We start from the raw sequence: 26,560 nt of genomic DNA on the forward strand, positions 1-26,560 counted from the left end.
CCCGATTTGGATTACATATGAATATGTGATCTTGCCACAGTATTAGTCAAAGATGTCAAAAAGCTCGGATAGGACCGATTTCTTGCGCTTTTTCTTATAGCGTTTGGCGCGCCGATACTCGTCGTCATCGTCATAGCGATCGCCATACTTCCGCTTGTACGAGCCACCGGGCTTCAAGCCAGCACCGCGCTCCATCTCTTCGCGCGAACGCATGCGGACGGGTTCGTCGCGATAGACCGGCTCGGGCTGGGGAGTAAGCGATGCGACATAGGGATCCGGGTCGTCCAATTCGACCGCGGGGGTCGCCTTTTCGATGATCTTGTCCAGTTCGCCCCGATCCAGCCAGACACCACGGCATTTGGGGCAATAGTCGATCTCGACCCCTTGGCGCTCGGTCATCAAAAGCTCGGTTCCGTCTACCGGACATTTCATTATGGATCCTCCTGTTCTGTGAATCATGTAGGCATGAAAAAGCGGGCCACAAGGGGCCCGCCAGTCAGTCACGCAAGAAGGGAGGAAGGTCAGCGCGACACGTGAACCGCACAGGGCGCATGGCGTACAACACGCGCGGCTGTCGATCCCAGGAAGAAGTCAGTCAGGCCCGGACGGTGGGAGGCTACAACGATGCAGTCCACGTTGTTGTCCTTGGCATAGTCCACGATGGCATGGCCTGCATGGCCAGAAATCACCGCGATTGCCACGTTTGGCGTATCCTTAAGCTCGTCCTGCAAACGGCGTTCCAGCTCGTTCACATTGTCTTCCAGCTGCCCTTCCGGCAGGTACTGGGCGACATAGGCAGGCACTTCCTCCATCACGTGAAGGGCGGTGACTTTTGCGCCCTCTTCGGAAATGGCATTGGCGATCTCAAGCGCTTCGGTTGTGTTGCGGTCGTGATCAAGCGCGATCGGCACCAGAATGTTTTTATACATGGGTCAGCTCCTTCATGGGCTTCAATTCGTCTTGACTAATGCGTAACGCGCGAACGATCTGCTGAACATGACACAGGTCAAATACCCCTCTTTTCTTGTCGGGCTTTCCTTTCTACCCTGCCCCCATGAAACCACTGACCAACACGCCTGATCTTTTGGTTCTGGACCACAAACCGTGGCTCTTGTCGCTGAGCATGCTTTCGGGGCTTCTGATCTTTCTGGGGGTTGGCACAACGGCCCTGCTGCAGGGGGAAGTTTTGTTCGGCCTCATGTTTTCAGCCATTGGCACGCTTGCATGGGGTGGCTGCTTTCTGGCCTTCGCCAACCGGGTCCAACTGATCTTCGATGCGCACGCTGGACAGATCGTGAAACGCAAACGGTCGTTCTTTGGATACGCACAGGATGTCTATCCGCTGGAGGCACTGTGCGGGGCCGAGCTTGAGGAAACGCGCCGCGACGGATCCAGCATGTATCGCCCGGTTCTGGTGATGACCGGGCAGCCGAACCTACCAGTGGTGTCTTATTACACCAACGGGTCCGCCCCCCGACGCACGACCGAGGCGGTAAACATGTGGCTGGAAGCGCGACAAAGCCCAATGCAGCTTGACTCTGAACCACGAACCCCGTAACTCCACTCCAAATCTCGGAAGTGCGAAACTTCCGGTCCCATGGCCCAATGCCGGGATCGCCCCCTGTCAGCGTGTTACGCCCACAGGGGCCATCGTGGTTTGGGCGTTTGGAAAAGCGCAACCCCGCCCCTATCTTGGGGGAAACGAAACGGCAAAGGAGCCGAGATATGTTTGAGAGCCTGTCAGATCGCCTGTCTGGTGTCTTTGACCGTCTGACGAAGCAGGGTGCGCTGTCCGAAGATGATGTAAAAACCGCCCTGCGCGAAGTCCGCGTGGCACTGCTCGAGGCTGACGTCTCGCTGCCCGTCGCCCGCGACTTTGTGAAAAAGGTACAGGAACAGGCCACCGGTCAATCCGTTACGAAATCCGTGACCCCCGGCCAGCAGGTCGTCAAGATCGTGCATGACGCGCTGGTTGACGTTCTGACCGGCGAAGGCGAGCCCGGCGCGCTGAAGGTCGACAGCCCCCCTGCCCCGATCCTGATGGTCGGTCTGCAAGGTGGCGGTAAAACCACGACCACCGCGAAGCTGGCCAAACGCCTGACGGAAAAAGAGGGCAAGCGGGTTCTGATGGCCTCGCTCGACATCTACCGCCCCGCCGCGATGGATCAGCTGGCCGTTCTGGGCACCCAGATCGGTGTGGACACCCTGCCGATCGTTCCCGGCCAGAAACCCGTCGACATCGCCAAGCGTGCCAAGCAGCAGGCGACGATGGGCGGCTATGACGTCTATATGCTCGATACCGCTGGCCGTTTGCACATCGACGAAGTCCTGATGGGCGAGGTCGAGGAAGTCTCGGCCGTGGTCAACCCACGCGAGACCCTGCTGGTCGTTGACGGCCTGACTGGTCAGGTCGCCGTCGAGGTCGCGCAAGAATTTGACGACAAGGTCGGCATCTCGGGCGTGGTTCTGACCCGTATGGATGGTGACGGACGCGGTGGCGCAGCGCTGTCGATGCGCGCCGTTACCGGCAAGCCGATCAAGTTCGTCGGCCTGGGCGAAAAGATGGACGCGCTGGAAACTTTCGAGCCCGACCGGATCGCAGGCCGCATCCTTGGCATGGGCGACATCGTTGCTCTGGTCGAGAAAGCCCAAGAGACCATCGAGGCCCAGCAAGCCGAGCGCATGATGAAGCGCTTCCAGAAGGGTCAGTTCAACATGAACGACCTGAAGATGCAGCTGGAGCAGATGATCAAGATGGGCGGCATGCAGGGCATCATGGGGATGATGCCGGGCATGAAGAAAATGGCCAAACAGGCCGAAGACGCCGGTATGGACGACAAAGTACTGAAGCAGCAGATCGCGCTGATCCAGTCGATGACCAAACGCGAGCGTGCGAACCCTCAGATCCTGCAAGCCAGCCGCAAGAAACGCATCGCTGCCGGTGCGGGCATGGAAGTGTCCGACCTAAACAAGCTTCTGAAGATGCAGCGCCAGATGGGCGACATGATGAAGAAGATGGGCAAGATGGGCAAAGGCAAGATGCTGAAACAGGCCATGGGCGGCATGTTCGGCAAAGGCGGCGGCATGCCTGATATGGCCGGTATGGATCCGTCGCAGATGGACCCCAAAGCGCTGGAACAAGCCGCGAAAGCCATGGGCGGCAAGCTGCCCGGTGGCCTGCCCGGTTTGGGCGGCGGTGGCCTGCCCCCCGGCCTGTCCGGCTTCGGGAAGAAAAAGTAAGCGTCCCGTGAAACTGCCTTTCGATCATATCACCACCCCGCGCCTTGTGCTGCGCCCGCCAGAAGCTGGCGATTGGGATGCGTTCCGCGATTTCCTCGTGGACAATCCACGCGCGCAATTTGTGGGCGGTGGACCGAAGAGCGACACCAACCGCCGCCTTGCTTGGCGCGCCTTTGGCCACGCCGTGGGTCATTGGGTTCTGAAAGACTACGGCCCGTTCATCGCCACCGACAAAGCAGACGGCCAACCCATCGGCTGGATCGGGCCTTGGAATCCCGAAGGCTGGCCGGAACCGGAAATCGCATGGTCGATCTGGTCCGACAAGCACGAAGGCAAAGGCTACGCCCACGAGGCCGCCGTGGCCGCCATCGACTGGGCCTATACAAACACCAACATCGACAGCTTCGTCAGCTACGTGGATCACGACAACGCCCCCTCGGCCGCCTTAGCCAAACGGCTGGGCTGCGCGATCGACGCGGACGCCCCGCGCTTTGCAGACGAAGACGACAGCTATGACGTTTGGCGTCACCCTGCGCCCGACACAGACGGCAACCCGGAGGCTTACGCATGACCGACGCATCCACCCGCGCTGCGGATCTTCTGAAAGAACACCGCGAGTCGATCGACCGACTGGACGCAATCCTTGTCTATACGTTGGGCGAGCGCTTCAAGCACACGCAAGCCGTGGGCAAGCTTAAGGCTGAACATGACCTGCCGCCGTCCGATCCGAACCGGGAGGCCCGCCAGATCGAACGTCTGGAAGATCTGGCCACCCGCGCCAATCTGGATCCGGAATTCGCCAAGAAATTCCTGAACTTCATCATCGATGAGGTCATCAGGCATCACAAACAACATCAGGAATGACGGGGCCAAAGCCCCTCAAATAGCTAGTAAAAAGGAAAACTCTCATGGCTATGAAAATTCGTCTTGCCCGTGGTGGCTCGAAAAAACGTCCCTTCTACCGCGTTGTAGCTGCTGACAGCCGCATGCCGCGCGATGGCCGCTTCATCGAGAAGCTGGGCACCTACAACCCGCTGCTGCCGAAAGATTCGGAAGAGCGCGTAAAGCTGGACATGGAACGCGTTCAGTACTGGCTGGACCAAGGCGCTCAGCCGTCGGACCGCGTATCGCGCTTCCTGGAAGCCGCTGGCGTTCTGGAGAAGAAAGAGCGTGCAAACCTGAAAAAAGGTGAGCCGGGCCAGAAAGCCAAGGACCGCGCAGAAGAGAAAGCCGAAAAAGCTGCTGCCGCTGCTGAAGCTGCCGCTGCTCCGGCTGAAGAAGCTGCTGCCGAGGAATAAATCCTTCGGAACGGATCTGACATGCACGCCTTTTCAGACGAGTTTCAGTCGGATCTAGAAGATCTGATGCGTTGGCGGCGCGACGTGCGCCGCTTCCGCACGGATCCTGTGGACGAGGCATTGCTGACGCAGTGCCTCGACGCGTTTTTGATGGCCCCCTCGGTGGGGCTGTCCGAACCGTGGCGGGTGGTGCGTGTCGAAAGCGACCGCGCCCGCGCCGCCGCGCTTGAGAATTTCAAAGCTGCCAATGCCGAGGCGTTGTCTGGATATTCCGGCGACAAGGCGCAGCTATACTCTGGCCTGAAACTGTCAGGCATGGAGAAAGCCCCCGTTCAGCTGGCGATTTTCTGCGACGAAGCGACCGAAAAGGGTGCTGGTCTTGGCGCGAAAACCATGCCGGAAATGCGCCGCTATTCGGTCGTGTCCGCCATCATGCTGTTCTGGCTCGCCGTGCGCTCGCGCGGGCTTGGTCTGGGCTGGGTGTCGATCGTTGACCCCGAGCAACTGTGCCGAGATCTGGACGTGCCCGAAAGCTGGAGCCTCGTCGGCTATTTCTGCCTTGGTTGGCCCGAGGACACCGCCGACAGCCCTGAACTGGAAAAAGCAGGATGGGAAAGCCGCCGCGGCTCGCTTCCCGTCGAGGTAAGGTAACGCCAAATGGGTTTGCTTTTTCATCCAGTGAAGCTGATCATACTTATCAGCGCAGGATTCACCGCCGGCGTGGTTTACGAACGCGGCGTCTTGGGCGACAAATGCGAGGCCCGCGGGGGCAAAATGGAACAAGCTGTCTGCATAGGTGCAAAATGAGTGACGACCGGATTTGTGTAGGAAGCATTGGCGGCGCGTATGGCGTTCAGGGCGATGTGCGCATCAAAAGCTTCTGTGCTGAGCCCACTGCAATTGCGGATTACGGCCCGCTGGCGTCGGAAGACGGTAAGCACGTCTTTTCGCTGACCCTGCTGCGGCCGATCAAGAACGGCTTCTCGGTGCGGATCGACAGCGTCGCCACCAAGGAAGAAGCCGACGCGCTGAAAGGCGTGAAGCTTTATGTCAGCCGTGACGCCCTGCCCACTTTGCCGGATGACGAATATTATCACACCGATTTGGTTGGTCTGACAGTGCTGGACACGGGCGGGCAAGAGCTGGGCAAAGTCCATGCCGTGCACAATCACGGCGCGTCGGATGTGCTTGAAATCAGGCTGCCCGGAAGCTCGGCCACCGCGCTTTTGCCCTTCACGCTGGACGCGGTGCCGACCGTGGATCTAACGTCAGGCCGGATCATCGCCGACCCGCCCGAGGGCGTCTTTCCGGACGGCAAAGACGCTTAACGCGCAAAAAGCTTTTCGGCGTATTTCAAAAGGTTCTGAAAGCGTTGCTGCTGACCGGGCCGGCGATCCGCACGCCGTTTCGGAATGTCACGCCAATCCCCCAGCACGCGAATGGGCAGGATATAGCTAAGCGCAGGTTGCGACTGCGCATGCAGATCCGCCCCATACCCGCGCCAGAATGCCTTCAGCACAGGCGTGTTCGGATCAGGGTCAAACCCGCCGTGATAGCGCACCAGAAACTTCGCCAGATCATGCGCGGGGGTCACGGTGCGGACACCCTCGAAATCCAGCCCGACGGCACCGTTTTCCGTGATCAGCAGGTTGCGGAGATGCATGTCACCGTGCGCCACGGCGATGGGTGTGGACTGCCCGGTGACGGTCTCGGCCAGTGCGGGGATCTGGTCGACATAGGCCAAAAAGAGGTCGCGGCGGGGGACATCGTGACTGCGATCCTCAACACCGGCCTGCATGGTCGCGGCCCAGCGCAGCATGAACTTTGGATCGATTGGACGAGGATCTTGCATCGTTGACCGGTGAAAACGGCCGATCCACCGCCCGCAGGCTTCCAGAATCTCGTCAGATTTGGCCAATCCCAGCTCGGCCAGCCCCAACATGTCCTGAGCCGTTCTGACACCGATATGGCGCATGATCAGACTGCGCGTTTCGGGATGGACGGACAGGATCTCGGGCACTGCGTCCGGACCCAGATGTTCAAGGGCGTTCTGATGTCCGCCAAGGTGGTGCTCGAACTCTTCCAGCGCGTCCCCAGCGGCAAACGCCTTCAGCACCACATCAATGGCGTCCGCATCCTTCACCCACCCGCGATTGGTCAGGCGCACAACGAAACGCCGTCCCTTGTCCGAGGACCGATCGGCCAGCACCACCGGCATCAAGCTGGACAGGTGCGGGCGCAACCACGCATGCTGTGCTGCGATCTCTAACGCGCGGTGCTCGGTGGCCTGACGATCTTCACGCTCGCTCAAAAGAGCACCTCGGCGGTTTGCATTTCACTCTGACTGTCGTAGACAGCCGCTATGTCTAAGGTCAATGAAAATAGCGCGTCGTCTACGCCCCCGAAAACCAAAGGCCGGTCTCATGGCCGTCTGGCGATTTCTGCCAGCTTGAAACCGCGCGAGTTGATGACAGACACGCCGCGCATTGCGGGCACGTGGACCGCCAAGGTGATCACACTGTTTCCGGGCGCCTTTCCCGGTGTGCTGGGCGAAAGCCTGACCGGCAAAGCCCTGAAAGACGGCGGCTGGGCCTTAGAATCCATCGACCTACGCGTCTTTGGTGAAGGCAAGCATCGCAACGTGGATGACACGCCTGCCGGTGGTGGCGCGGGGATGGTGCTGCGTGCTGACATTCTGGGTCGTGCCATCGACATGGCGCAGCGCGGCGTACCAAAGGATCGCGCAAAATGGCCCATTGTCTACATGTCCCCGCGCGGCAAGCCGATGGATCAGGCCACCGCGCGCCGCTTTGCCGACTGTGCCGGTATGACCATCCTGTGTGGCCGCTTCGAGGGCGTCGATGAACGCGTGCTGGAAGAATACAACATCGAAGAGGTCAGCCTTGGCGATTTCGTCCTAACCGGCGGCGAGATCGCTGCGCAGGCCATGCTGGACGCCACCGTTCGTCTGCTGCCCGGCGTGTTGGGCAACGAAGCCTCGACCGAGGAAGAGAGCTTTTCCGCCGGAATGCTTGAGCACCCCCAATACACCCGCCCCGCCGAATGGCGTGGCCGTACGATACCCGAGGTTCTGACCTCAGGCCATCACGGCAAGGTCGCCGAATGGCGGAGGGAAATGAGCGAGAAAATTACCCGTGAACGCCGGCCCGACCTGTGGGATGCGTTGACCCGAGATCAGGACGACACCTGAACTCACCCCTCTGAATTTCTAAAGGTTACACCACAATGGAAACCCTTCTTGAACAGGTCCAAAGCTATGGACCGTTGGTGCTGAACGTTGCCAAAGCATTTGCGACGCTGGTTATTGGCTGGATCGTTGCGGGCGCTGCCGGATCGCTGGCACGCCGCAAGGTAAACACTACCCCGCATATCGACCCGACCCTTGGCAATTTCATTGCCTCGATGGTGAAATGGGTGATCTTGCTGATGGTTCTGGCCGCCGTGCTCAGCATCTTTGGCATTCAGGCGACCAGCCTCGTCGCAATGCTCAGCGCGGCCACATTGGCCATTGGTCTGGCGCTTCAAGGTACACTCAGCGACATTGCCGCAGGCTTCATGCTAACCCTGTTTCGCCCTTATAAACTTGGGCAATTTGTCGATATCGGCGGCACAGCAGGCACGGTGAAAGACCTGAACCTTTTTGTGACCGAGCTGGTGACCCCCGACAATGTGCAGGTGATTGTGCCCAACGGGCAGGCCTGGGGCTCGATCATCCGCAACTTCTCGCATCACGATACCCGGCGCGTCGATATGGTTTTCGGCATCGATTATGCCGATGACATCGACAAGGCGATGCAGATCATCACCGATCTGGCCGAGGCCGACCCCCGTGTCCATGCCGACCCCGCTCCATGGGTCCGTGTGACCAACCTTGGCGACAGCAGTGTCGATCTGACGACCCGCGTCTGGTGTGACAACGCAGAATACTGGAACGTGAAGTTCGAGCTGACCAAAGCAGTGAAAGAAACCTTCGACGCCAAGGGAATTTCGATCCCCTATCCGCATTCGGTGGAAATCAAGAAAGAGGCGTAAGCCTGCCGTCGGGCCAAGCCGCCCGGCGCTGAAATGGAAGGGGCCGCCCTACTCAAGGGCGGCCTCTTTTTTATCTACTTCGCGAGCGGTCAAACCCCACGCTGCCCCAATGCGGCGACCGTCTGCGCCCAGCGATTAATCTGCTTTTCACTTGGATGGCTTGCTTGCGCGAAATGGGTCACACGGGCGGGCCGCAGACCGACAAACTCGAGGATCTGCTTCTTGAGCTGCCAAAACAGCGGGCGATGCAGGAAGAAGCGGAAGTACCACCACGGGCTGTCCGAGGTCAGGATGACGCGGGCGGAGCGGCCGTTCAAAAGAGGTTTGGGCAGGCCAGCACCACGCGGATCAAACGCAACACCCGGCAAAAACGCCCGGTCAATCAGCCCCTTCAGCTTGGCTGGCAACCCTCCCCACCACATCGGACTAACGATCACGACATGACTGGACCAATTCAGATCGTCCAGAAATTGCTCCAGCGCAGGTTCGAGCGGTTTGTGATGCTTGTATCCGCCAAACCCATAATCCGCGTCGAACGCCATGTCGTGAATATGCAGCACCCGTACGTCGTGCCCTGCTGCTGTTGCCGCCTCGGCATATTGCGTTGCCAAACGCTTGTTTAACGATGTCTCGGCCGGATGGCCGTTCAACACCAATATCCGTTTCTGTGTCATGTGACTCTCCAAATTGACCACGGTCATTTTCTTTGCACATAAAATTGACCGCGGTCAATAATGAATTTTGACCACGGTCAAAAAGTGTGGGATAAAGCGCTATGACGACGACGATCCAACCCCGCACATTGAAAACCCGCGCCCGCCTGATCGAGGCCGCAACGGCCATTGTTGCTGAAAGCAGCTTCACCGAATTGCGCGTGGAAGAGGTCGTGCGCCGCGCCGGAGTCGCCAAGGGCACCTTCTTTGCCCATTTCAAGGACAAGGACGCGCTGCTGGACCGGATGATCGGAGAGATCATCGACCAGCACCTCGATCAGATTAGCGCGCAGGACACGCCCAAAACGATCGACGAGATTTTGGACATCCTGACCCCCTTGATGACATTCATGGGCAGCGAACGTGCGGTATTCGACGTCATCCTGCGCTATTCTGGCGCCGCTTCTGTGGAGGAGATCGGGCCGATCGCAGCAACGTTCGAGCGGTTCGTTCACGTGCTGGCGGACTGGTTCGTCGACGGGCCTTTCCGACAGGATGCCGACCCCGCCACGCTGGCCGAAGGCGTCCAGGCCTTCGTGTTTCAGGCGCTCGCTTTGAACTTCTGCGCCCTGAACAGTCACCGCCCCATCCGTGACCGGCTGCACCCGTATCTTGAACTGTGGCTCCACCCCGCCAAAACGCTTGATCCACAGGGCTAAAGCCCCTATACACCGCCCGTCCGGCACTCTTCCGAGTCGCACGGACCGTTTTCCTTTGGGCTGTTGCCTTTCTTCGGCAACCATACAGCACGAGGGAAATAGACAAAGAAACGACGGACTACCCTCCCGCGGGCGTGAAAAACGGACCCGGTGAAGACGCGGAGCTCTTGGACGGCACCAACTTTGCGGACCAACCGCAAGCAGATAGGAGATGATCAGATGGACCTGATCGCACAGCTCGAGGCGGAACAAGTTGCCGCCCTGGGGAAAGACATCCCCGATTTCAAAGCCGGCGATACCATTCGCGTAGGCTTCAAGGTGACCGAGGGTTCGCGCACCCGTGTGCAGAACTACGAAGGCGTTTGCATCAGCCGTAAAAACGGCGCTGGCATTGCTGGTTCGTTCACCGTTCGCAAGATTTCCTTCGGTGAAGGCGTGGAGCGTGTATTCCCGCTGCACTCGACCAACATCGCAGAGATCACCGTAGTTCGTCGTGGCCGCGTCCGTCGCGCCAAACTGTACTACCTGCGTTCGCGTCGTGGTAAGTCGGCACGTATCGCTGAAGACACCACATACAAAGCCAAAAAAGCTTAAGGAGCGCCGATATGAAAAAAGATCTGCATCCCGAATACCACCTGATCGACGTCAAAATGACCGACGGCACCATCGTTCAGATGAAATCGACCTGGGGCAAAGAAGGCGACACTCTGGCGCTGGACATCGACCCTTCGGCGCACCCGGCATGGAACGGCGGCAGCACCCGTCTTCTGGACACCGGCGGCCGCGTGTCGAAGTTCAAATCGAAATACGAAGGCTTTGGTTTCTAAACCACGCCTCTTTCGAATGGAAAACGCCGCTTCAAACGAAGCGGCGTTTTTTTGTTGGGGTTGAACTATGATCCTAGCCGCCACTTCCCCGCCTGATCCGGCAACCATGCCTCAATCGCGGCGGTGGCCACCACATGCACTTGACCAGCGCTTTCGGCGTTCATGCCACCCTTCACCGCACGCACCTCAGCCCGGCCTCGGGGCAGTTCGGCGCGGATGGTTTCCAAGTCCAGCTTCTCGGGCTCTGCCACGCCGATGGTGACCGACACGCGCATGTCTTGGTGATCCAATCCCAGCGTTGAAAACAGGGTGATCGACGAATGATGCAGCGCGTCCTGCACGGCGCGACACGCCGCTTTGGTGTAATCCTGACCATAAAGGTCATTGCCCATCCCCATCTCAAGGATCATACGTTTCTCGCCCATCACGCGGCCTCCATCATGAACGACACGGCAATCGCCACATTGGCGATCAATGTTTTCCCGCCATGCGGCTTTTCAATATCCAGCCCGCCGTGCTTTACAGCAAACGAGATGTTGCCATAGGGAAAGTCCTTGGCCAGCTGGCTGGTGTCGACCTGATCAGGTTGTTGCACGGCAATTTCCACATCCACAATCATGGCGGTTTTCTCGAATCCGAACAGCTCGGCCATGTTGACCGAATTGTGCCACAGCGCGTCCCGGATCGCGCGGGCGGCGGCCTCGGTATAGTCTTCGCGGCGCAGCGACGTGCCCATGCCAAATTCAACAAGTACGCGTTTCTTTTCCATCGGATCCCCTTCGCTTTTGACCATGCTTACCGCAGCCGCGCTGTGATCATAGGGCCAGCTTCGCGAAAGAGTTGTACAAATTGGATTTGCACCTCTTCCCCCTGCGAAATATGCGACATATAGTGGCTGCAACAAAAAAACACTCAAGATACCGGGGATAGTGGCGTGGCACATATTATTGTTGTCGGGAACGAAAAGGGCGGTGCGGGCAAGTCGACCGTGTCGATGCATGTGGCAACGTCGCTGTCACGCTTGGGGCATCGCGTGGGCGTGCTGGATCTGGACTTGCGTCAGCAAACCTTCGGCCGGTTCATCGAAAACCGCAAAATCACGATGGAACGTGAGGGCACTGATCTGCCAACACCCGAATATCACGATCTGCCCGACATTGATCCGTCCGAGCTGAAGGACGGCGAGAACCCCTATGACCGCCGCTTGGCGATGGCCATCGCGTCGCTTGAGCACAGTCAGGATTTCATCCTGATCGACTGCCCCGGCTCGCATACCCGCCTGAGCCAAGTGGCGCATTCGCTGGCCGACACGCTGATCACGCCCCTGAATGACAGCTTCGTGGATTTTGACCTACTGGCGCATATCGACCCGACCTCGGGCAAGGTGACCGGCCCATCGGTGTATTCGGAAATGGTCTGGAACGCCCGCCAACTGCGCGCGAAGGCTGGGCTGAAGCCGGTCGACTGGATTGTCGTGCGCAACCGTCTGGGCGCCCAGATGATGCACAACAAGAAGAAAATGGGCGATGCGATTGAAGAGCTGTCGCGCCGCATCGGCTTCCGCGTGGCCCCCGGCTTTAACGAGCGCGTCATCTTCCGCGAACTCTTCACCCGCGGCCTAACCCTGCTGGACCTGCGTGACATCGGCGTCATGGGGCAGATGAACATCTCGAACGTGGCGGCCCGTCAGGAACTGCGCGAGTTGATGAAGGCCCTGAACCTGCCGGGTGTCGAGGTCAAAATCTGACGCAGCGCACCCGCAGGCCGAATTCTCTTTTCGCAGGCATTTTCAGGGGCTAGGCTCGCCTCATGTTACGTTATCTGATCACCCGCGCCCTGTCGCTTGGGGCCAGCCTAATCGTGGCCTCGCTGGTGATCTTCGCGATGATCGAGGTCATCCCCGGCGACCCGGCCTCGTTCATGTTGGGACTGAATGCGTCACCTGATACCGTGGCTGCGTTGCGCGATGATCTGGGCCTAAATGGGTCGGTCTCCACGCGCTATGTCAACTGGATTGGCGGACTTCTAGTCGGAGATTTCGGCACCTCCTACACTTATCGCGTGCCGGTGTCGGAACTGGTTCTGGAACGACTGCACGTGTCCTTACCACTGGCCCTGTTCGCCCTGATCCTGTCCACACTGATCGCCCTCCCTGTCGGGCTAATTGCCGCCGCGCGTCGCGGGCAAATGACGGATTACACCATCATGGGCGCGACCCAGATGGGCATCGCGGTCCCGAATTTCTGGTTCGCCATGTTGCTGGTACTGGTCTTCGCGGTACAGTTGCGCTGGTTTTCGGCGGGCGGCTTTCCGGGTTGGGACGCGGGCATTGGCCCGGCGCTGAAGGCCCTCACCCTGCCAGCCATTGCGCTCGCTCTGCCACAGGCATCAATTCTTGCCCGCGTCATGCGCTCGTCCCTGCTGGACGTGCTGCATCAGGACTATATGCGCACCGCCCGCGCCAAGGGGCTATCGGTCGCGCAAGCAACCCGCCGCCATGCCCTGCGAAACGCCATGATTCCGGTGCTGACCATCATCGGGCTACAGTTTAGCTTCCTTCTGGCGGGTGCGATCATCATTGAAAACGTCTTTTTCCTGCCGGGCCTTGGGAGGCTGATCTTCCAAGCAATCACCCAGCGCGATCTGGTGGTGGTTGAAAGCGTCGTGATGCTGTTGGTCTTCGCCGTCATCCTTGTGACCTTCCTTGTCGACGTCGCCTATGCGGTCGTGGATCCAAGACTGCGGAGGCGCGCATGACCCGCCTGCCCGCCCAGCTTTGGATCGGCGCCGTGCTTAGCGTCGTGCTGCTCGCCGCCGCGCTGATTTCGTTCCTGTGGACTCCCTATGATGTCACCGCGCTGAACATTGCGGACAAGCTGAAAGCCCCGTCCGCCGACTACCTGCTTGGCACCGATCACTTTGGCCGAGACCTCCTGTCCATGCTGATGGAAGGCGGGCGGATTTCCATCGCTGTCGCCGTTCTGGCCGTTGGGATTGGCATGGGGCTGGGCGTGCCCCTGGGCCTGATGGCCGCGGCCAACCGGGGTGGCTGGCTGGACGAGGTCATCATGCGCGGCAATGACCTGATCTTTGCCTTCCCCTCGCTGGTCATCGCAATTCTGATCACCGCGACCTTTGGCCCCTCGGCCACCAACGCCATCATCGCCATCGGCATTTTCAACATCCCGGTTTTCGCCCGCGTCGCCCGTGGTGGCGCGCTGACCATATGGACGCGCGAGTTCATCATGGCTGCCCGTGTGGCCGGGAAGGGCAAAGCCCGGATCAGTGTCGAGCACATCCTGCCCAACATCGCCAACCTGTTGATTGTGCAGGGCACCATCCAGTTCTCGCTGGGCATTCTGGCCGAAGCGGGCCTATCCTACGTGGGCCTTGGCGCGCAGCCGCCCACGCCTAGCTGGGGCCGCATGCTCGCCGACGCACAGACTATGATCTATTCCACCCCGCGCCTTGCCATCGCGCCCGGGCTGGCGATTGTCATCATGGTGCTGGGGTTGAACCTGATGGGCGACGGGCTGCGTGATCTTCTGGACCCACGGATCAGAAGGGCGCGCGAATGATCGAGATCCAGAACCTTTCATTGTCGATCCACGACACGCCGATCCTGCGGGACGTGGACCTGTCCATCGCGCCCGGTCAGGTGGTCGGGCTGGTGGGGGAAAGCGGGTCGGGCAAGTCGATGACGGCGCTGGCCCTGATGGGTCTGCTGCCACGCGGGGCCGAGGTCTCGGGGCAGGTGATGCTGGACGAAACGGACCTTGCGACTCTGGATGAACCCGCGCTTTGCGACATTCGCGGTCGGCGGATTTCGATGATCTTTCAGGAGCCGATGACCGCCCTGAACCCGGTGCAAACCATCGGCGATCAGGTGGCAGAGACGCTGTTGATCCACACCAGCACGCCCCGCGATGACGCTCTGCGCATCGCCGCTGAAAAGCTGGCCCGCGTGGGCCTGCCGCAGGACCGTTTCCCACTGGATCGCTATCCGCACGAACTGTCCGGCGGCCAACGTCAGCGCGTCTGCATCGCCATGGCCATCGCGCTCCACCCTGATCTTCTGATCGCGGACGAACCCACGACCGCCCTGGATGTGACCACGCAGGCGCAGATCCTTGATCTGTTGAAGGAACTCGTCGCCGAGGAAGGCATGGGTCTGCTTCTGATCACCCACGATCTGGCCGTGGTCGCAGGGATGGCCGATCACGTCGCGGTCATGCGCAAGGGCGAGATCGTCGAGCAGGGCGCGACCGAGACACTCTTCCGCACCATGTCGCATCCCTATACGCGGCAGCTGCTGGAAGCCTCCAGCCACGCGCCCGACGGCTCCGCGCAGCCCAGCGCCGCCCCACTTTTACAAGTCCGCGCCGCCGTGCGCGACTATCCCCTTCCCCGTACACGACTTTTCGGTCCCGCCCCGCAATTTCGTGCGGTGGATGGTGTCAGCTTCACACTGAACAAGGGTGAAAGCCTTGGGCTGGTGGGCGAAAGCGGCTGCGGGAAATCCACTCTTAGCCGCGCCATTCTGGGACTGGAACCGCTGCAGGGCGGGGAAATCCTGTTGAACGGTTCCCCTATCACGCCCGACATGGACCAAACCCGCCGCGCCGGGCTTCAGGTCGTCTTCCAAGACCCCTATGGCAGCTTCAACCCACGCTGGACGGTTGAAAAACTGGTCGCCGAACCCTTCCATCTGCTGGGCAAACGGCCCGAAGATTGGCGCGAACGGGTGCGGCACGCGCTGGCCGAGGTCGGCTTGCCGGGTGAGGCCATGAGCCGCTATCCGCACGAGTTCTCGGGCGGTCAGCGTCAACGCATCGCCATTGCCCGCGCCTTGATCCTGCGCCCCGAACTGATCCTGCTGGACGAGGCCGTGTCGGCGTTGGATGTCTCGATCCGCGCGGATATTCTGGATCTGCTCGCGGACCTTCAGGCCAAGCACGGGCTGGCCTATCTGTTCATCAGCCACGACCTTGGCGTCGTGCGCAATGTCACCGACCGTGTGATGGTCATGCGCGCAGGACAAATCGTTGAAGAGGGCGACACAGACACCGTGTTCGCCCACCCGCAACATAACTACACACGAAATCTGATAAACGCGGCGCCGAGCATTCCGCCCGCGTGGAGGACGGCTTAATGGACGCGCTTTGGTTTGATCCCACGGAACTCCTGATCGGCGGAGATTGGCAGAAGCCGGCAGATACGTTGCCCGTCGAAGACCCCTCGACAGGATTGGAGTTCACCCGCATCGGGCGCGGCAGCGCGCAAGATGTGGACGCTGCGGTCGCTGCCGCCCGCGACGCGCTGGATGGCGACTGGGGTCGCATGACCGCAGTGGAACGCGGGCGCATCCTGACCCGGATCGGGCAATTGGTGCAGACCCGCATTGACGATCTGACCGCTCTGGAAGCTCGCGATGTCGGCAAACCCCTGACCCAAGCCCGCAACGACGCCGTCGCTTTGGCACGTTACATGGAGTTCTACGGTGGCGCGGCAGATAAGGTGATGGGCGAGACCATTCCCTATCTGGACGGCTACACCGTCTACACCCTGCGCGAACCGCATGGCGTCACAGGCCACATCGTGCCGTGGAACTATCCCATGCAGATCATCGGACGCTCGGTCGGTGCGGCGCTGGCGATGGGCAATGCCTGCGTCTTGAAACCGGCTGAAGAGGCCTGCCTGACCGCCCTTGCCTTCGCGCGACTGGCCGAGGAGGCGGGCCTGCCCAAAGGCGCGTTGAACGTGGTGACCGGTCTGGGCGAGGAAGCGGGTGCGGCCCTTTCCGCGCATCCCGACGTGGACCACATCAGCTTTACAGGCTCGGTCCCGGTGGGTGGGTTGGTGCAGGCCGCAGCGGCGCAGAATGTGGTACCTGTGACGCTGGAGCTTGGCGGCAAGTCGCCTCAACTGGTCTTTGACGACGCCGATCTGGACACCGCCCTGCCCTTCCTTGTTGGCGCGTGTATTCAGAACGCGGGCCAGACCTGTTCGGCCAGCTCCCGAATACTGGTGCAACGCGGGGTCTATGATCAGGTCGTGGCCCGCATGGGCGCGGCCTATGACGCCCTGCGCGTGGGGCCGGCTGAGGCAGACCTGAATGTTGGCCCACTGATTTCGGCCCGGCAGAAAGAGATTGTGAGCGGTTTTCTAGCTCAAGGCTCTGATTTAAAAGTCGCTGGGCGCGGCCAGATCACCGACACTCCCAAGGGCGGGCACTATGTGGCCCCCACCATCTTTGCCGACGTTCCGCCCAACCACCCACTGGCCCGCGACGAAGTCTTCGGCCCGGTGCAGGTCATCATCCCCTTCGACACCGAAGACGAAGCCGCCCAGATCGCAAATTCCACCGACTATGGTCTGGTCGCCAGCATCTGGACCGCCAATGGCGCACGCCAAATGCGGCTGGCCAAGCGCCTACGCGCAGGTCAGGTCTTTATCAACAATTACGGCGCTGGGGGCGGCGTCGAGTTGCCCTTCGGCGGGGTTGGCAAATCGGGCCACGGGCGCGAAAAAGGCTTCGAAGCGCTCTATGGGTTTTCACAATTGAAAACCGTCGCCGCAAAACACGACTGACAGGAGGCCCCATGGCCATCATCGAAACCTTCCGCCGGGTGATCGACCCAACCGACTGCGACATGCTGGGGCATATGAACATCAGCCGCTATTTCGGCTGCGTCTCGGATGCGGGTCTAGGACTGATGACCGCCTTCGGACTGGGTCACGATCAATTGACCGGCGGACGCCGTCAGGCCTTTGCCATGGTGCATTCCGACGCCACCTATCACCGCGAGGTTCTGGCAGGAGAGTGGATCTATATGCGCTCGGGCATTGCTGCAGTTGGCCGCCGTTCGGCGACCTTCCAGCACTGGATGTATCGCGGCACCGATGACGAGCTGCTGTTCGACGTGACCGCGAAATGCGTCTTGATGGATCTAGAGGCCCGCAAGGCCAAGGTGATCGATGACGAGTTGAAAACCCAGATGCAAGCCTTTCTGGTCGAGAGCTAAATGGGGGCCGCGCTGAAGATTTCCAATCGGCAGGCGCGGCATCTTTGGCTGCACACAAATCTTCTGTCGGCCACTCCAACCGGCGCGTTTGACCTGCAGGACATGATCTGGCGGCTGGGTTTTGTGCAGATCGACACGATCCGCAACGTCACCCGCGCGCATAATCATATACTATGGAGCCGCAATCAGAACATCCGTGAAGGCGCGATCTGGAAGCAGCTCTCAGGCCGCGCACTGTTCGAGCATTTCACCCATGACGCTAGCCTGATCGACATGCGCGTGCTGCCCTATTGGCGGCGTCAGTTCAATCGGCTGGGCGAATATATGGGTCGGTCGGAATGGTACCAATCGGGGCTTGGAAAAGCGCAAATCGCCGAGATCCGCGAGCGCATCGCGCGCGAGGGTGCGCTGTCCACCCATGCCTTCGACACCAAGGTCGAAAAGCGCGAGATGTGGGCGCGGCCTCCGCACAAAAAGGCACTGGATCAGATGTGGTATGCGGGCGAGCTTGCCACCTGCCACCGCAAGAACTTCGTCAAATTCTACGATCTGGGCGAACGGGTCTTTCCGACCCATGATCCCGCCCCGGATCACGAGGCCGTGGACTGGCTGTGTCGCGGTGCCTTGGACCGCCTGTCCTTCGGCACGACGGGCGAGATCGGACGCTTCTGGGACACCATGTCCGCACGCGAGGCAAAGGCGTGGTGCGAAGCGGCCGCGCTGGTTCCGGTCGCGGTCGAAACCGCAGATGGTGGCAGCTACGCCGCCCTTGCGCCTTCCGACATCGAGGCGCGATTAGACACTATTTCACCCCCTTCATCGCGGCTGCGCATTCTCAACCCGTTCGATCCCGCGATCCGCGACCGCGCACGACTGGAAAAGCTCTTCGGCTTTGATTACCGCAACGAGATGTTTGTTCCGAAAGCCAAACGCCGGTGGGGATATTATGTCTATCCGCTTCTGGAAGGTGACCGCTTTGTTGGCCGGATCGAGCTGAAGGCCGACCGCAAGACCGGCGAACTGTCCGTCATCGGCTTCTGGCCGGAACCCGGAACACGCTGGGGCACTGCGCGTCACGCGAAACTGAATGCGGAACTCGCACGTTTCGCCCGCTTCGCGGGGCTGTCTGCGACCAAGTGGCAGGTCATGCGCGCCTGACTTGCGCGCGGGTCGAATTGGGCGCAAGCTGATCCTGCAATCAGGAGATGAATATGCGGCTTCACAATAAAACAGCCATCGTAACCGGGGGCGCATCGGGCTTTGGCGCTGGGATCGTACGGAAATTCGCGGCCGAGGGTGCGCGGGTTATGGTGGCCGATCTAAATGACGAACTGGCCCGCGAGGTCGCGGGTGAGGTCGACGGGGTGGCGCATCATGTGGATGTGTCCTCGGGCGACAGCGTGGCCCAGATGGCGCGCGCTGCGCACGAGCTGTGGGGCCATGTGGACATCGTGGTGAACAACGCGGGCATCACCCATCTGCCTAAACCGATGGAAGAGGTCGATGAGGGCGAATTTGACCGCGTGCTCGCAGTGAATGCCAAATCCGTCTATCTGACCGCCCGTTATTTCGTGCCGGGGATGAAGGCCGCGGGCACCGGGGCGGTGTTGAACGTCGCCTCGACCGCGGGGCTCAGCCCGCGCCCGAACCTGAACTGGTACAATGCCTCGAAAGGCTGGATGATCACCGCGACCAAGGCGATGGCGGTCGAGCTGGCCCCGCATGGGGTCCGCGTGAACGCGATCTGCCCGGTCGCAGGGGAGACGCCGCTTCTGTCCAGCTTCATGGGGGAAGACACACCTGAAATGCGCGAGAAGTTTATTTCGACCATTCCCATAGGCCGGTTCTCGACGCCCGAGGATATGGGCAACGCAGCCTGTTTCCTGTGCTCGGACGAGGCCAGCATGGTGACCGGCGTCGCGATGGAAGTGGATGGCGGGCGCTGTATCTGAACTTGGCAGCTGGGGGTTTCACACCCCCAGACCCCCGTGGGATATTTGTGACAAGAAAAAGAGGCTGTGATGAAACCGGGACCGAAGAACCTGATCACCGATGTCGCAGGATTGCGCGTGGGCAATGCCGATGACGCGGTGATTAAGACCGGCGCTACTGTACTCGTAGGCGACGCGCCTTTTACCGCCGGCGTCCATGTGATGGGCGGCGCACCCGGCACGCGCGAGACGGATTTGCTGGCCCCCGACAAACTGGTGCAACAGGTGGATGCCTTGGTGTTGTCTGGCGGGTCTGCCTTCGGCCTTGATGCTGCGTCTGGCGTAGCGGATGCCCTGCGCGAGGCAGGACGTGGGTTTCAGGTCGGTGATCAGCATGTTCCCATTGTCTCTGGGGCCATCCTGTTTGACCTTCTGAACGGCGGCGACAAAGGCTGGGCTCAGAATCCCTATAAGGGACTTGGACGCGCAGCCTATGCGGCGGCGGCGGATGAGTTTCTGATTGGTAGTCATGGTGCGGGATTCGGTGCGACCACAGCTGGCCTGAAGGGCGGGCTTGGGTCCGCTTCGCTGGTGCTCGACAGTGGCGTAACCGTAGGCGCCTTGGTCGCCGTGAACGCGCTGGGGTCGGTCACGATGGGCGACGGGCCCGAGTTCTGGGCTGCCCCATGGGAGATGGACGGAGAGTTCGGCGCGCGAGGTATGGGCCAACATGACCCCAGTTTCGAACCCCGCCCCGAGTCGCAGTTGGGCGAGAACACGACCATCGCGATCATCGCCACCGATGCAGATCTGGATCAGGCCCAAGCCACACGTCTGGCCACGGCCGCCCATGACGGCATGGCACGGGCCATTCATCCCAGCCACACACCCTTTGATGGGGATCTGATCTTTGCCGCTGCCACCGGGAAGATCGCGCTGGCCGATCCCGGATTTGATGCGCTGCGACTTGGCCACGCCGCCGCCACCTGTTTGGCCCGCGCCGTGGCCCGCGGCGTCTTTGCCGCCCGCGCCCATCCAGGCGACACATTGCCCACATGGGCCGACAAGTTTTCATGACGGGCCTTGGCCCATTTCAAGAAGGAGCGACACATGTCCAATTTTCGCACACTGGCGCTTGCCGCCACGCTTTTGACACCCGGACTTGCCCAAGCGGACGACGTCACAGACACTTTGAAATCCGCGTTGGAAGCCTATGAAGAGGGCGACCTGTCCTATGCGCTGGAGGAGCTGGAGTTTGCCAAACAGCTGATGCAGGCGATGAAAACCGCCGATCTGGCGACCTTCCTGCCGGAAGCGCCCGACGGGTGGACCCGCGACGTCTCGGACGATGTCACCACAGGTATGGCGATGTTTGGCGGTGGGTCTGGTGCTGAAGCCATCTATAGCAACGACACCGAAAGCTTCACGATCACCATCATGGCCGACAACCCGATGGTGGGTGCTCTGTCTGGCATGATGGCCAATGCCAGCTTGATGGGCATGAAGCTGGAGCGCGTTGGGCGCCAGAAATACCTCAACCAAGACGGCGAGTTGTCGGGTATCGTGGATGGCCGCATCCTGATCCAGGCCTCGGGCGCGGACGTAGACACGATGAAGTCCATTCTGACCGAGATCGATCACCGCGGGCTGGAAGATTTCGGGCGCTGAACCTTGCGCCGGAGACTATGGATGTGGGCGGATTCTCTGCCCGCATTCGTCTTTTTTGGAAGAAAGTTGTGCCGGAATGACGATCTTATACGGCCAGTTCTGAAAAATGATCAAATCCAGACACCAAACAGGGTGAATTTCACGCGCCTTTGGGCTATGTCCGAGTCGAAACTGGGGTTTACACCCTCCGAATTTTATTGCCTTGTTAACTAATGGGTGGTCATGCAATGGATCACCCGGCAAGACACGACTTGGGAGACACGATCATGGCCGCAAACGCCTCCGCGCTGAAAAAGCTTCTAAAAGACCCGTCGCTGGTCGAAACCCGCGCCTATGTGAACGGCGAATGGGTCGATGCCAAAGACGGCGCAACCTTCGACGTGACCAACCCCGCCCGCGGCGAGGTGATTGCCCAGGTGGCAGACCTGTCGCGCGAAGAGGTGGCCGTGGCGATCGAAGCCGCCGATAAGGCAGGCCGCGAATGGGCCAAGCGCACTGCGAAAGAGCGTTCCAACATCATGCGCAAGTGGTTCAACCTGATGATGGAAAACCAGGGCGATCTGGCGACCATCCTGACCGCCGAGATGGGCAAACCCCTGCCAGAAGCCATGGGCGAAATCGCTTATGGTGCCAGCTTCATCGAGTGGTTCGGCGAAGAAGCCAAACGCATCTACGGCGAGACCATCCCTGGCCACCAGCCTGACAAACGTCTGATGGTGATCCGTCAGCCGATCGGCGTTGTCGCCTCGATCACGCCATGGAACTTCCCCAACGCGATGATCACCCGCAAATGTGGCCCTGCGATTGCCGCGGGCTGTGGTTTCGTCGGCCGTCCCGCAGAGTTGACCCCGCTGTCTGCCGCCGCACTGGCAGTGCTGGCCGAGCGCGCGGGCATCCCCGCCGGCGTTTTCAACATCGTGCCCAGCGCGAACGCCTCCGAGATCGGAAAAGAGTTCTGCGAAAACGCGCTGGTGCGCAAACTGACCTTTACCGGCTCGACCAATGTGGGCCGCATCCTGCTGCGTCAGGCCGCCGATCAGGTCCTGAAATGCTCGATGGAGCTGGGCGGAAACGCGCCCTTCATCGTGTTTGACGACGCCGATCTGGACGCCGCCGTGGAAGGCGCGATTGCCTGTAAGTTCCGCAACAACGGCCAGACCTGCGTCTGCGCCAACCGGATCTACGTGCAGGAAGGCGTCTATGACGAGTTCGCCAAGCGTTTTGCCAAAGCCGTATCGGCCCTGCCGGTTGGCGACGGTCTGAACGAAGGCATCGCCCTTGGCCCGCTGATTTCGCCCGCCGCAGTTAAGAAAGTGCAAGAGCATGTGGCCGACGCGACCTCTAAGGGGGGCGAAGTGATCCTTGGCGGGAAAGAGCACGAGATGGGCGGTTTGTTCTTCGAACCCACGATCATCAAACACGCCACCCGTGACATGGACGTCGCCACGGACGAGACCTTCGGCCCGATGGCACCGCTGTTCAAGTTCAAGGACGAAGACGACGTAATCGCGCAGGCGAATGACACGATCTTCGGCCTGGCGTCGTACTTCTACGCCAACAACCTGAGCCGCGTTTATAAAGTGGCCGAGGCGCTGGAATACGGCATCGTCGGCGTGAACACTGGCATCATCTCGACCGAGACTGCTCCGTTTGGTGGCGTGAAACAGTCGGGCCTTGGCCGTGAAGGTTCACGTCACGGGATCGAGGATTTCCTCGAGATGAAATACATCTGTATGTCCGTCTAATCGACATCCGCAGCTGGGCGCGCGACCATTACCGAGGACAGCTTGGTGATGGCGCGGGTCCAGGCCGCTTCTTCCTCGGGGCTCAATTTCCCCTCCATCACCTCATGCAACGCGGCCACAAGCGATTGGGCCGCGTATTCCATATGTGTCTCGTTCAGGTCAAACCGCGCGTGGCTCTCGGCCAATTTCTGTGCGTGCTGAGCAAACGTGTCATAGTTCGACAGACTGCGTACGGTCGAGGCCAACATGGATGCGAACATCTGCTTCTGCCTGACGAAATCACCGCTAAAAAGCGGCTCGACCTCGGGCATCCGTGCAAACAGGTGCTTATAGAACCGATCCGTCAGTTCGGCTTTACGGGCAAACACATGGGCGAAGCTGGATTGAACCAGAGAAATATCAGAGCTGTCCATAATACTTAGCCTTCAAATGGGCGGAGCCCCAGTATCATGCGCAACAATTAAAGTTTGGTTTCCCCATCCGCCCTTCTTACAAAACTGACTCAAATCTGTCGTGCAGCCGTCAACTTACGCCTTCATCCCACATCCACCTGTTACCCAAACTTAGGATTTTGGTATGACCGCACGCTTGATGTGCCTGACCTCCGCCCTCGCCCTGACCGCCGGTGCGGCGATGGCCGAGATGAACTTCAACCGCATCGCCTCTTTCCCTGTGGTCCAGAACATGGCCGAGGGCGAGGACACCAATCGCGAGACCAGCCCCGAGATCATCGACGTCACCACCGACGGCATGACGCTGGTCTATACGGACAGCCCGCTGGGCGTTCTGGGACGCATCGACATCACCGCCCCCCACGACCCCAAGCCGTTGGGCAACATCGCCCTTCCGGGCGAACCGACCTCGGTTGCTGTGATCGGCAAAATCGCGTTTGTCGGCGTGAACACCTCGGAAAGCTACACCGCGCCATCGGGCATGCTGAACGCCATCGACGTGGCGACCGGTGACGAACTGGCCTCGTGCGATCTGGGCGGACAGCCCGACAGCGTGGCCAAGGCACAGGATGGCAGCTTCATCGCCGTCGCCATCGAAAACGAGCGTGACGAAGACCTGAATGACGGCATCATACCGCAAGGTCCCGCGGGCGATCTGGTCATCGCACGCCTGAAAGACGGCATGCTGGAGTGCGGCGGCATCACACGCGTCGATCTAACTGGTTTGGCGAACGTAGCCCCCTCCGATCCCGAACCTGAGTATGTCGACATCAACGCTGAGGGCGAGATCGTCGTCACGATGCAGGAAAACAACTACATCGCGGTTGTGTCGAAGGACGGCAAACTGCTGAGCCACTTCTCGGCCGGTGCAGTTGATCTGGAGGGCATCGACGCCACGGACGAACGCGGCGCGCTGATCTTCACCGAAAGCCAACAGGGCCGCAAGCGCGAGCCCGACGCAGTGAAATGGCTGGACAATGACCACTTCGCCACCGCCAACGAAGGTGACTATGAGGGCGGATCACGCGGTTGGACGATCTTCCATCAGGACGGCACCGTCGTCTACGAAAGCGGAGCGTCGTTCGAGCACGCCATCGTGCAGATCGGCCACTATCCCGACAAGCGGTCTGATGCCAAAGGCGTTGAACCCGAAAGCGTAACGGCCGCCACCTATGGCGACGTGGAACTTGCCTTTGTGGGATCCGAGCGCGGCTCGGTCGTGGGCGTCTATGACGTTGCAGATCTGGCCAACCCGGTTCTGAAACAGCTGCTGCCCTCGGGCGTTGGGCCAGAGGGTTACGTGACCATCCCAAGTCGCAATCTGTTGGTGTCTGCCAACGAAAAGGACCTGATCGAAGACAAAGGTGCGCGTGCCCACGTCATGATCTATGAACTGCAGGACGCGCCTGCCAGCTATCCCATGCTGACCTCGGAAGGCACCGACGAGCTGATTGGCTGGGGTGCAATCTCGGGCATGGTGGCGGATAAAGGCGGCATCGTCTGGGCCGTGTCGGACAGCTTTTATGGCTTCCAGCCCTCGATCTTCAAGATCGACACGAACGCCACCCCCGCCCGCATCACCGACGTGATCCGCATCACCCGCAACGGCGCGCCTGCGCAGAAACTGGACCTTGAAGGCATCACACTGGACGGCAAGGGGGGCTTCTACGTCGCCTCGGAAGGCCGCACCGAACGCCTGATCCCGCACGCGATCTATCACGTGAACGCGGACGGCTCGATCAAGAACCTGAAGGGCGAGATCGGCATCCCGCCGGAACTGGCCGCCGTCGAGAAGCGCTTTGGCTTTGAGGGCATCACCAAGGTGGGCGACACTCTGTGGATGGCCGTGCAGCGCGAATGGAAAGACGATCCGAAGAACCATGTGAAACTGGTCGCCTATAACCTTGAGACCAAGGAATGGGGCGCCGTGCATTACCCGAAAGCCGAGCCCGCCACCGGTTGGGTTGGCCTGTCGGAAATCGTAGCACACGGTGACTATTTCTACGTGATCGAGCGCGACAACCAGCACGACCACCGCGCCGTGACCAAGAAGATCTACCGCATCCCAGCCGCCGACATGGTGCCTGCACCGCTTGGCGGCACCCTGCCGGTTGTTTCGAAACAGGAAGTGCGCGACCTGCTGCCCGACCTGACCGCCACTGGAGGCTACGTTCTGGACAAGGTCGAAGGCCTGGCCATCGCGGCTGACGGCACCGCGTGGGTGTCGAGCGACAATGACGGTGTGGACGACCACTCGGGCGAGACCATGTACTTCAATATCGGCAAGATCGACGACGCCGTGGTGAACTGATCAAGTTCATAAGAGCGACAAGAAAACGGAGGGGCAACCCTCCGTTTTTTGCTTTTCGGGCTCCAGTTTGAGCGCTCACCGACTAGCGAAGCACGTGCCCAACATCTATGATTTCACCATTCCAGAAATCGAGAACGCTCTTTTCGACACGTTTGTGGATTCTTGTAAAACGCGGCGGTCCGAAGATCAGAATATCACGTGGCATGGAGCTTACGATCACAGCATACTCTTCGTCTTTCTCCCAAACTCTCACCCCAACCCGATCGTCGAAATTCCATCGAAGACAGACCCCACCTGCTTCAGATTTTACGCATTTCGCGTCAGCATTTTCTCGCAGGTGATGATCAAACGCCGCCAACTTGGCTTCTGAAACAGGAGAGTTTAGATCGACCGTTGTTCGCGCCGACGCGCCGCCACGATGAATTGCCATCACAAACTGCGTAACGATCACGATCAGGGCTAAAACGGTAGAAAACAGAACTACTAGAATCGGCTTTTTCATGCGCATAATTTCTCTCAATAATTGTTTCTAGGCAACTTTTTCTCGTTGCGTGGATTTGTCGTCTAGTTCCGCCCGCAGCGTACTTGACCCTCGTTTCCCTCCACCCTACGTTCCCATCGCTGCCCCAGCCGGGGTG

General features: G+C 60.1%; 32 protein-coding genes. 24 read left to right on the top strand and 8 right to left on the bottom strand.

Annotation, left to right across the window (positions count from 1 at the left end; translation table 11 throughout):
* Window positions 1-42 precede the first annotated feature (42 nt).
* A complete protein-coding gene (locus G0Q00_RS09810; protein WP_163038838.1) occupies window positions 43-432 on the bottom strand; it encodes a zf-TFIIB domain-containing protein in 390 nt (129 codons plus the stop codon).
* Between the two features lie 89 nt (window positions 433-521).
* Complete coding sequence (locus tag G0Q00_RS09815; protein WP_163038840.1) at window positions 522-929, bottom strand: universal stress protein; 408 nt, start codon at window positions 927-929, stop codon at window positions 522-524.
* A gap of 125 nt (window positions 930-1,054) precedes the next feature.
* Here G0Q00_RS09815 and G0Q00_RS09820 point away from each other — a divergent pair, with 125 nt between their 5' ends.
* From G0Q00_RS09820 to rimM, 7 genes are all read left to right on the top strand, one after another.
* Window positions 1,055-1,558: a hypothetical protein gene (locus G0Q00_RS09820; protein WP_163038842.1), complete on the top strand. Its 504-nt coding sequence runs from the start codon at window positions 1,055-1,057 to the stop codon at window positions 1,556-1,558.
* A 167-nt stretch (window positions 1,559-1,725) separates the two neighbouring features.
* A complete protein-coding gene (gene ffh / locus G0Q00_RS09825; RefSeq protein ID WP_163038844.1) occupies window positions 1,726-3,240 on the top strand; it encodes a signal recognition particle protein in 1,515 nt (504 codons plus the stop codon).
* 7 nt (window positions 3,241-3,247) lie between these two features.
* Window positions 3,248-3,811 carry a GNAT family N-acetyltransferase gene (locus tag G0Q00_RS09830; RefSeq protein ID WP_163038846.1) on the top strand — a complete coding sequence of 188 codons (564 nt, stop codon included), beginning with the start codon at window positions 3,248-3,250 and terminating at the stop codon, window positions 3,809-3,811.
* Window positions 3,808-4,104 (top strand): chorismate mutase, encoded by a 297-nt coding sequence (locus G0Q00_RS09835; RefSeq protein ID WP_163038848.1) that lies wholly within the window; start codon window positions 3,808-3,810, stop codon window positions 4,102-4,104. The genes G0Q00_RS09830 and G0Q00_RS09835 overlap by 4 nt, the downstream gene beginning before the upstream one ends.
* A 44-nt stretch (window positions 4,105-4,148) precedes the next feature.
* On the top strand, window positions 4,149-4,538 hold the full coding sequence (gene rpsP / locus G0Q00_RS09840) for a 30S ribosomal protein S16 (protein ID WP_133487564.1): 390 nt from the start codon (window positions 4,149-4,151) through the stop codon (window positions 4,536-4,538).
* Window positions 4,539-4,559: 21 nt separating this feature from the next.
* Window positions 4,560-5,189: a 5,6-dimethylbenzimidazole synthase gene (gene bluB, locus G0Q00_RS09845; protein ID WP_163038850.1), complete on the top strand. Its 630-nt coding sequence runs from the start codon at window positions 4,560-4,562 to the stop codon at window positions 5,187-5,189.
* Window positions 5,190-5,341: 152 nt separating this feature from the next.
* Window positions 5,342-5,866, top strand: a complete 525-nt coding sequence (gene rimM, locus G0Q00_RS09850; protein WP_163038852.1) for a ribosome maturation factor RimM — start codon at window positions 5,342-5,344, stop codon at window positions 5,864-5,866.
* Here rimM and G0Q00_RS09855 read toward each other — a convergent pair.
* On the bottom strand, window positions 5,863-6,849 hold the full coding sequence (locus tag G0Q00_RS09855; protein WP_163038854.1) for an aminoglycoside phosphotransferase family protein: 987 nt from the start codon (window positions 6,847-6,849) through the stop codon (window positions 5,863-5,865). The two genes, rimM and G0Q00_RS09855, sit on opposite strands and share 4 nt — an antisense overlap.
* Before the next feature lie 51 nt (window positions 6,850-6,900).
* Here G0Q00_RS09855 and trmD point away from each other — a divergent pair, with 51 nt between their 5' ends.
* Entirely contained in the window at window positions 6,901-7,749 is an 849-nt protein-coding gene (gene trmD / locus G0Q00_RS09860; protein WP_163038856.1) for a tRNA (guanosine(37)-N1)-methyltransferase TrmD, read from the top strand.
* A 35-nt stretch (window positions 7,750-7,784) separates the two neighbouring features.
* Window positions 7,785-8,591 (top strand): mechanosensitive ion channel family protein, encoded by an 807-nt coding sequence (locus G0Q00_RS09865; RefSeq protein WP_163038858.1) that lies wholly within the window; start codon window positions 7,785-7,787, stop codon window positions 8,589-8,591.
* Window positions 8,592-8,680: 89 nt separating this feature from the next.
* On the opposite strand, the gene G0Q00_RS09870 is transcribed toward G0Q00_RS09865, so the two are convergent.
* Window positions 8,681-9,265 carry an NAD(P)H-dependent oxidoreductase gene (locus G0Q00_RS09870; RefSeq protein ID WP_163038860.1) on the bottom strand — a complete coding sequence of 195 codons (585 nt, stop codon included), beginning with the start codon at window positions 9,263-9,265 and terminating at the stop codon, window positions 8,681-8,683.
* Window positions 9,266-9,366: 101 nt separating this feature from the next.
* Between G0Q00_RS09870 and G0Q00_RS09875 the strand changes: the two genes are divergently transcribed.
* The 3 genes from G0Q00_RS09875 to rpmE all read left to right on the top strand — a co-directional run bounded on the left by G0Q00_RS09875 (window position 9,367) and on the right by rpmE (window position 10,790).
* The gene (locus G0Q00_RS09875) at window positions 9,367-9,963 is read left to right on the top strand and encodes a TetR/AcrR family transcriptional regulator (RefSeq protein WP_163038862.1); all 597 of its coding nucleotides are present in this window, start codon (window positions 9,367-9,369) and stop codon (window positions 9,961-9,963) included.
* A gap of 219 nt (window positions 9,964-10,182) precedes the next feature.
* Window positions 10,183-10,557 (top strand): 50S ribosomal protein L19, encoded by a 375-nt coding sequence (gene rplS, locus G0Q00_RS09880; protein ID WP_163038864.1) that lies wholly within the window; start codon window positions 10,183-10,185, stop codon window positions 10,555-10,557.
* A gap of 11 nt (window positions 10,558-10,568) precedes the next feature.
* Window positions 10,569-10,790 carry a 50S ribosomal protein L31 gene (rpmE, locus tag G0Q00_RS09885; RefSeq protein WP_163038866.1) on the top strand — a complete coding sequence of 74 codons (222 nt, stop codon included), beginning with the start codon at window positions 10,569-10,571 and terminating at the stop codon, window positions 10,788-10,790.
* Window positions 10,791-10,855: 65 nt separating this feature from the next.
* Here the strand turns inward: rpmE and G0Q00_RS09890 are convergent, their stop codons facing one another.
* A complete protein-coding gene (locus G0Q00_RS09890; RefSeq protein ID WP_163038868.1) occupies window positions 10,856-11,215 on the bottom strand; it encodes a Lin0512 family protein in 360 nt (119 codons plus the stop codon).
* On the bottom strand, window positions 11,215-11,559 hold the full coding sequence (locus G0Q00_RS09895) for a Lin0512 family protein (protein ID WP_163038870.1): 345 nt from the start codon (window positions 11,557-11,559) through the stop codon (window positions 11,215-11,217). The genes G0Q00_RS09890 and G0Q00_RS09895 overlap by 1 nt, the downstream gene beginning before the upstream one ends.
* A 165-nt stretch (window positions 11,560-11,724) precedes the next feature.
* On the opposite strand from G0Q00_RS09895, the gene G0Q00_RS09900 reads away from it, so the two are divergent.
* The 11 genes from G0Q00_RS09900 (at window position 11,725) to G0Q00_RS09950 (ending at window position 23,159) form a co-directional block, all read left to right on the top strand.
* Window positions 11,725-12,537: a division plane positioning ATPase MipZ gene (locus G0Q00_RS09900; protein ID WP_163038872.1), complete on the top strand. Its 813-nt coding sequence runs from the start codon at window positions 11,725-11,727 to the stop codon at window positions 12,535-12,537.
* Between the two features lie 62 nt (window positions 12,538-12,599).
* Entirely contained in the window at window positions 12,600-13,547 is a 948-nt protein-coding gene (locus G0Q00_RS09905; RefSeq protein ID WP_163038874.1) for an ABC transporter permease, read from the top strand.
* On the top strand, window positions 13,544-14,368 hold the full coding sequence (locus G0Q00_RS09910) for an ABC transporter permease (protein ID WP_163038877.1): 825 nt from the start codon (window positions 13,544-13,546) through the stop codon (window positions 14,366-14,368). The genes G0Q00_RS09905 and G0Q00_RS09910 overlap by 4 nt, the downstream gene beginning before the upstream one ends.
* Window positions 14,365-15,942 (top strand): ABC transporter ATP-binding protein, encoded by a 1,578-nt coding sequence (locus G0Q00_RS09915; protein WP_163038879.1) that lies wholly within the window; start codon window positions 14,365-14,367, stop codon window positions 15,940-15,942. Before G0Q00_RS09910 ends, G0Q00_RS09915 begins: the two co-directional genes overlap by 4 nt.
* Window positions 15,942-17,381: an aldehyde dehydrogenase family protein gene (locus G0Q00_RS09920; protein WP_163038881.1), complete on the top strand. Its 1,440-nt coding sequence runs from the start codon at window positions 15,942-15,944 to the stop codon at window positions 17,379-17,381. The genes G0Q00_RS09915 and G0Q00_RS09920 overlap by 1 nt, the downstream gene beginning before the upstream one ends.
* Before the next feature lie 11 nt (window positions 17,382-17,392).
* The gene (locus G0Q00_RS09925; protein ID WP_163038883.1) at window positions 17,393-17,815 is read left to right on the top strand and encodes a thioesterase family protein; all 423 of its coding nucleotides are present in this window, start codon (window positions 17,393-17,395) and stop codon (window positions 17,813-17,815) included.
* Window positions 17,816-18,973: a winged helix-turn-helix domain-containing protein gene (locus tag G0Q00_RS09930; protein WP_163038885.1), complete on the top strand. Its 1,158-nt coding sequence runs from the start codon at window positions 17,816-17,818 to the stop codon at window positions 18,971-18,973.
* Between the two features lie 53 nt (window positions 18,974-19,026).
* Entirely contained in the window at window positions 19,027-19,767 is a 741-nt protein-coding gene (locus G0Q00_RS09935) for an SDR family oxidoreductase (protein WP_163038886.1), read from the top strand.
* Between the two features lie 69 nt (window positions 19,768-19,836).
* Window positions 19,837-20,823, top strand: a complete 987-nt coding sequence (locus tag G0Q00_RS09940) for a P1 family peptidase (RefSeq protein WP_163038888.1) — start codon at window positions 19,837-19,839, stop codon at window positions 20,821-20,823.
* 33 nt (window positions 20,824-20,856) lie between these two features.
* The gene (locus tag G0Q00_RS09945) at window positions 20,857-21,414 is read left to right on the top strand and encodes a hypothetical protein (RefSeq protein WP_163038890.1); all 558 of its coding nucleotides are present in this window, start codon (window positions 20,857-20,859) and stop codon (window positions 21,412-21,414) included.
* A 266-nt stretch (window positions 21,415-21,680) separates the two neighbouring features.
* The gene (locus tag G0Q00_RS09950) at window positions 21,681-23,159 is read left to right on the top strand and encodes an NAD-dependent succinate-semialdehyde dehydrogenase (RefSeq protein ID WP_163038892.1); all 1,479 of its coding nucleotides are present in this window, start codon (window positions 21,681-21,683) and stop codon (window positions 23,157-23,159) included.
* Here G0Q00_RS09950 and G0Q00_RS09955 read toward each other — a convergent pair.
* The gene (locus G0Q00_RS09955; RefSeq protein ID WP_163038894.1) at window positions 23,156-23,572 is read right to left on the bottom strand and encodes a globin domain-containing protein; all 417 of its coding nucleotides are present in this window, start codon (window positions 23,570-23,572) and stop codon (window positions 23,156-23,158) included. The two genes, G0Q00_RS09950 and G0Q00_RS09955, sit on opposite strands and share 4 nt — an antisense overlap.
* A 163-nt stretch (window positions 23,573-23,735) precedes the next feature.
* On the opposite strand from G0Q00_RS09955, the gene G0Q00_RS09960 reads away from it, so the two are divergent.
* Window positions 23,736-25,922: an esterase-like activity of phytase family protein gene (locus tag G0Q00_RS09960; protein WP_163038896.1), complete on the top strand. Its 2,187-nt coding sequence runs from the start codon at window positions 23,736-23,738 to the stop codon at window positions 25,920-25,922.
* Window positions 25,923-26,004: 82 nt separating this feature from the next.
* On the opposite strand, the gene G0Q00_RS09965 is transcribed toward G0Q00_RS09960, so the two are convergent.
* The gene (locus G0Q00_RS09965; RefSeq protein WP_163038898.1) at window positions 26,005-26,424 is read right to left on the bottom strand and encodes a hypothetical protein; all 420 of its coding nucleotides are present in this window, start codon (window positions 26,422-26,424) and stop codon (window positions 26,005-26,007) included.
* Between the last annotated feature and the right edge of the window lie 136 nt (window positions 26,425-26,560).

Origin of the sequence: Aliiroseovarius sp. PrR006 (genome assembly GCF_010500215.1) — a bacterium.
Classification (GTDB): domain Bacteria; phylum Pseudomonadota; class Alphaproteobacteria; order Rhodobacterales; family Rhodobacteraceae; genus Aliiroseovarius.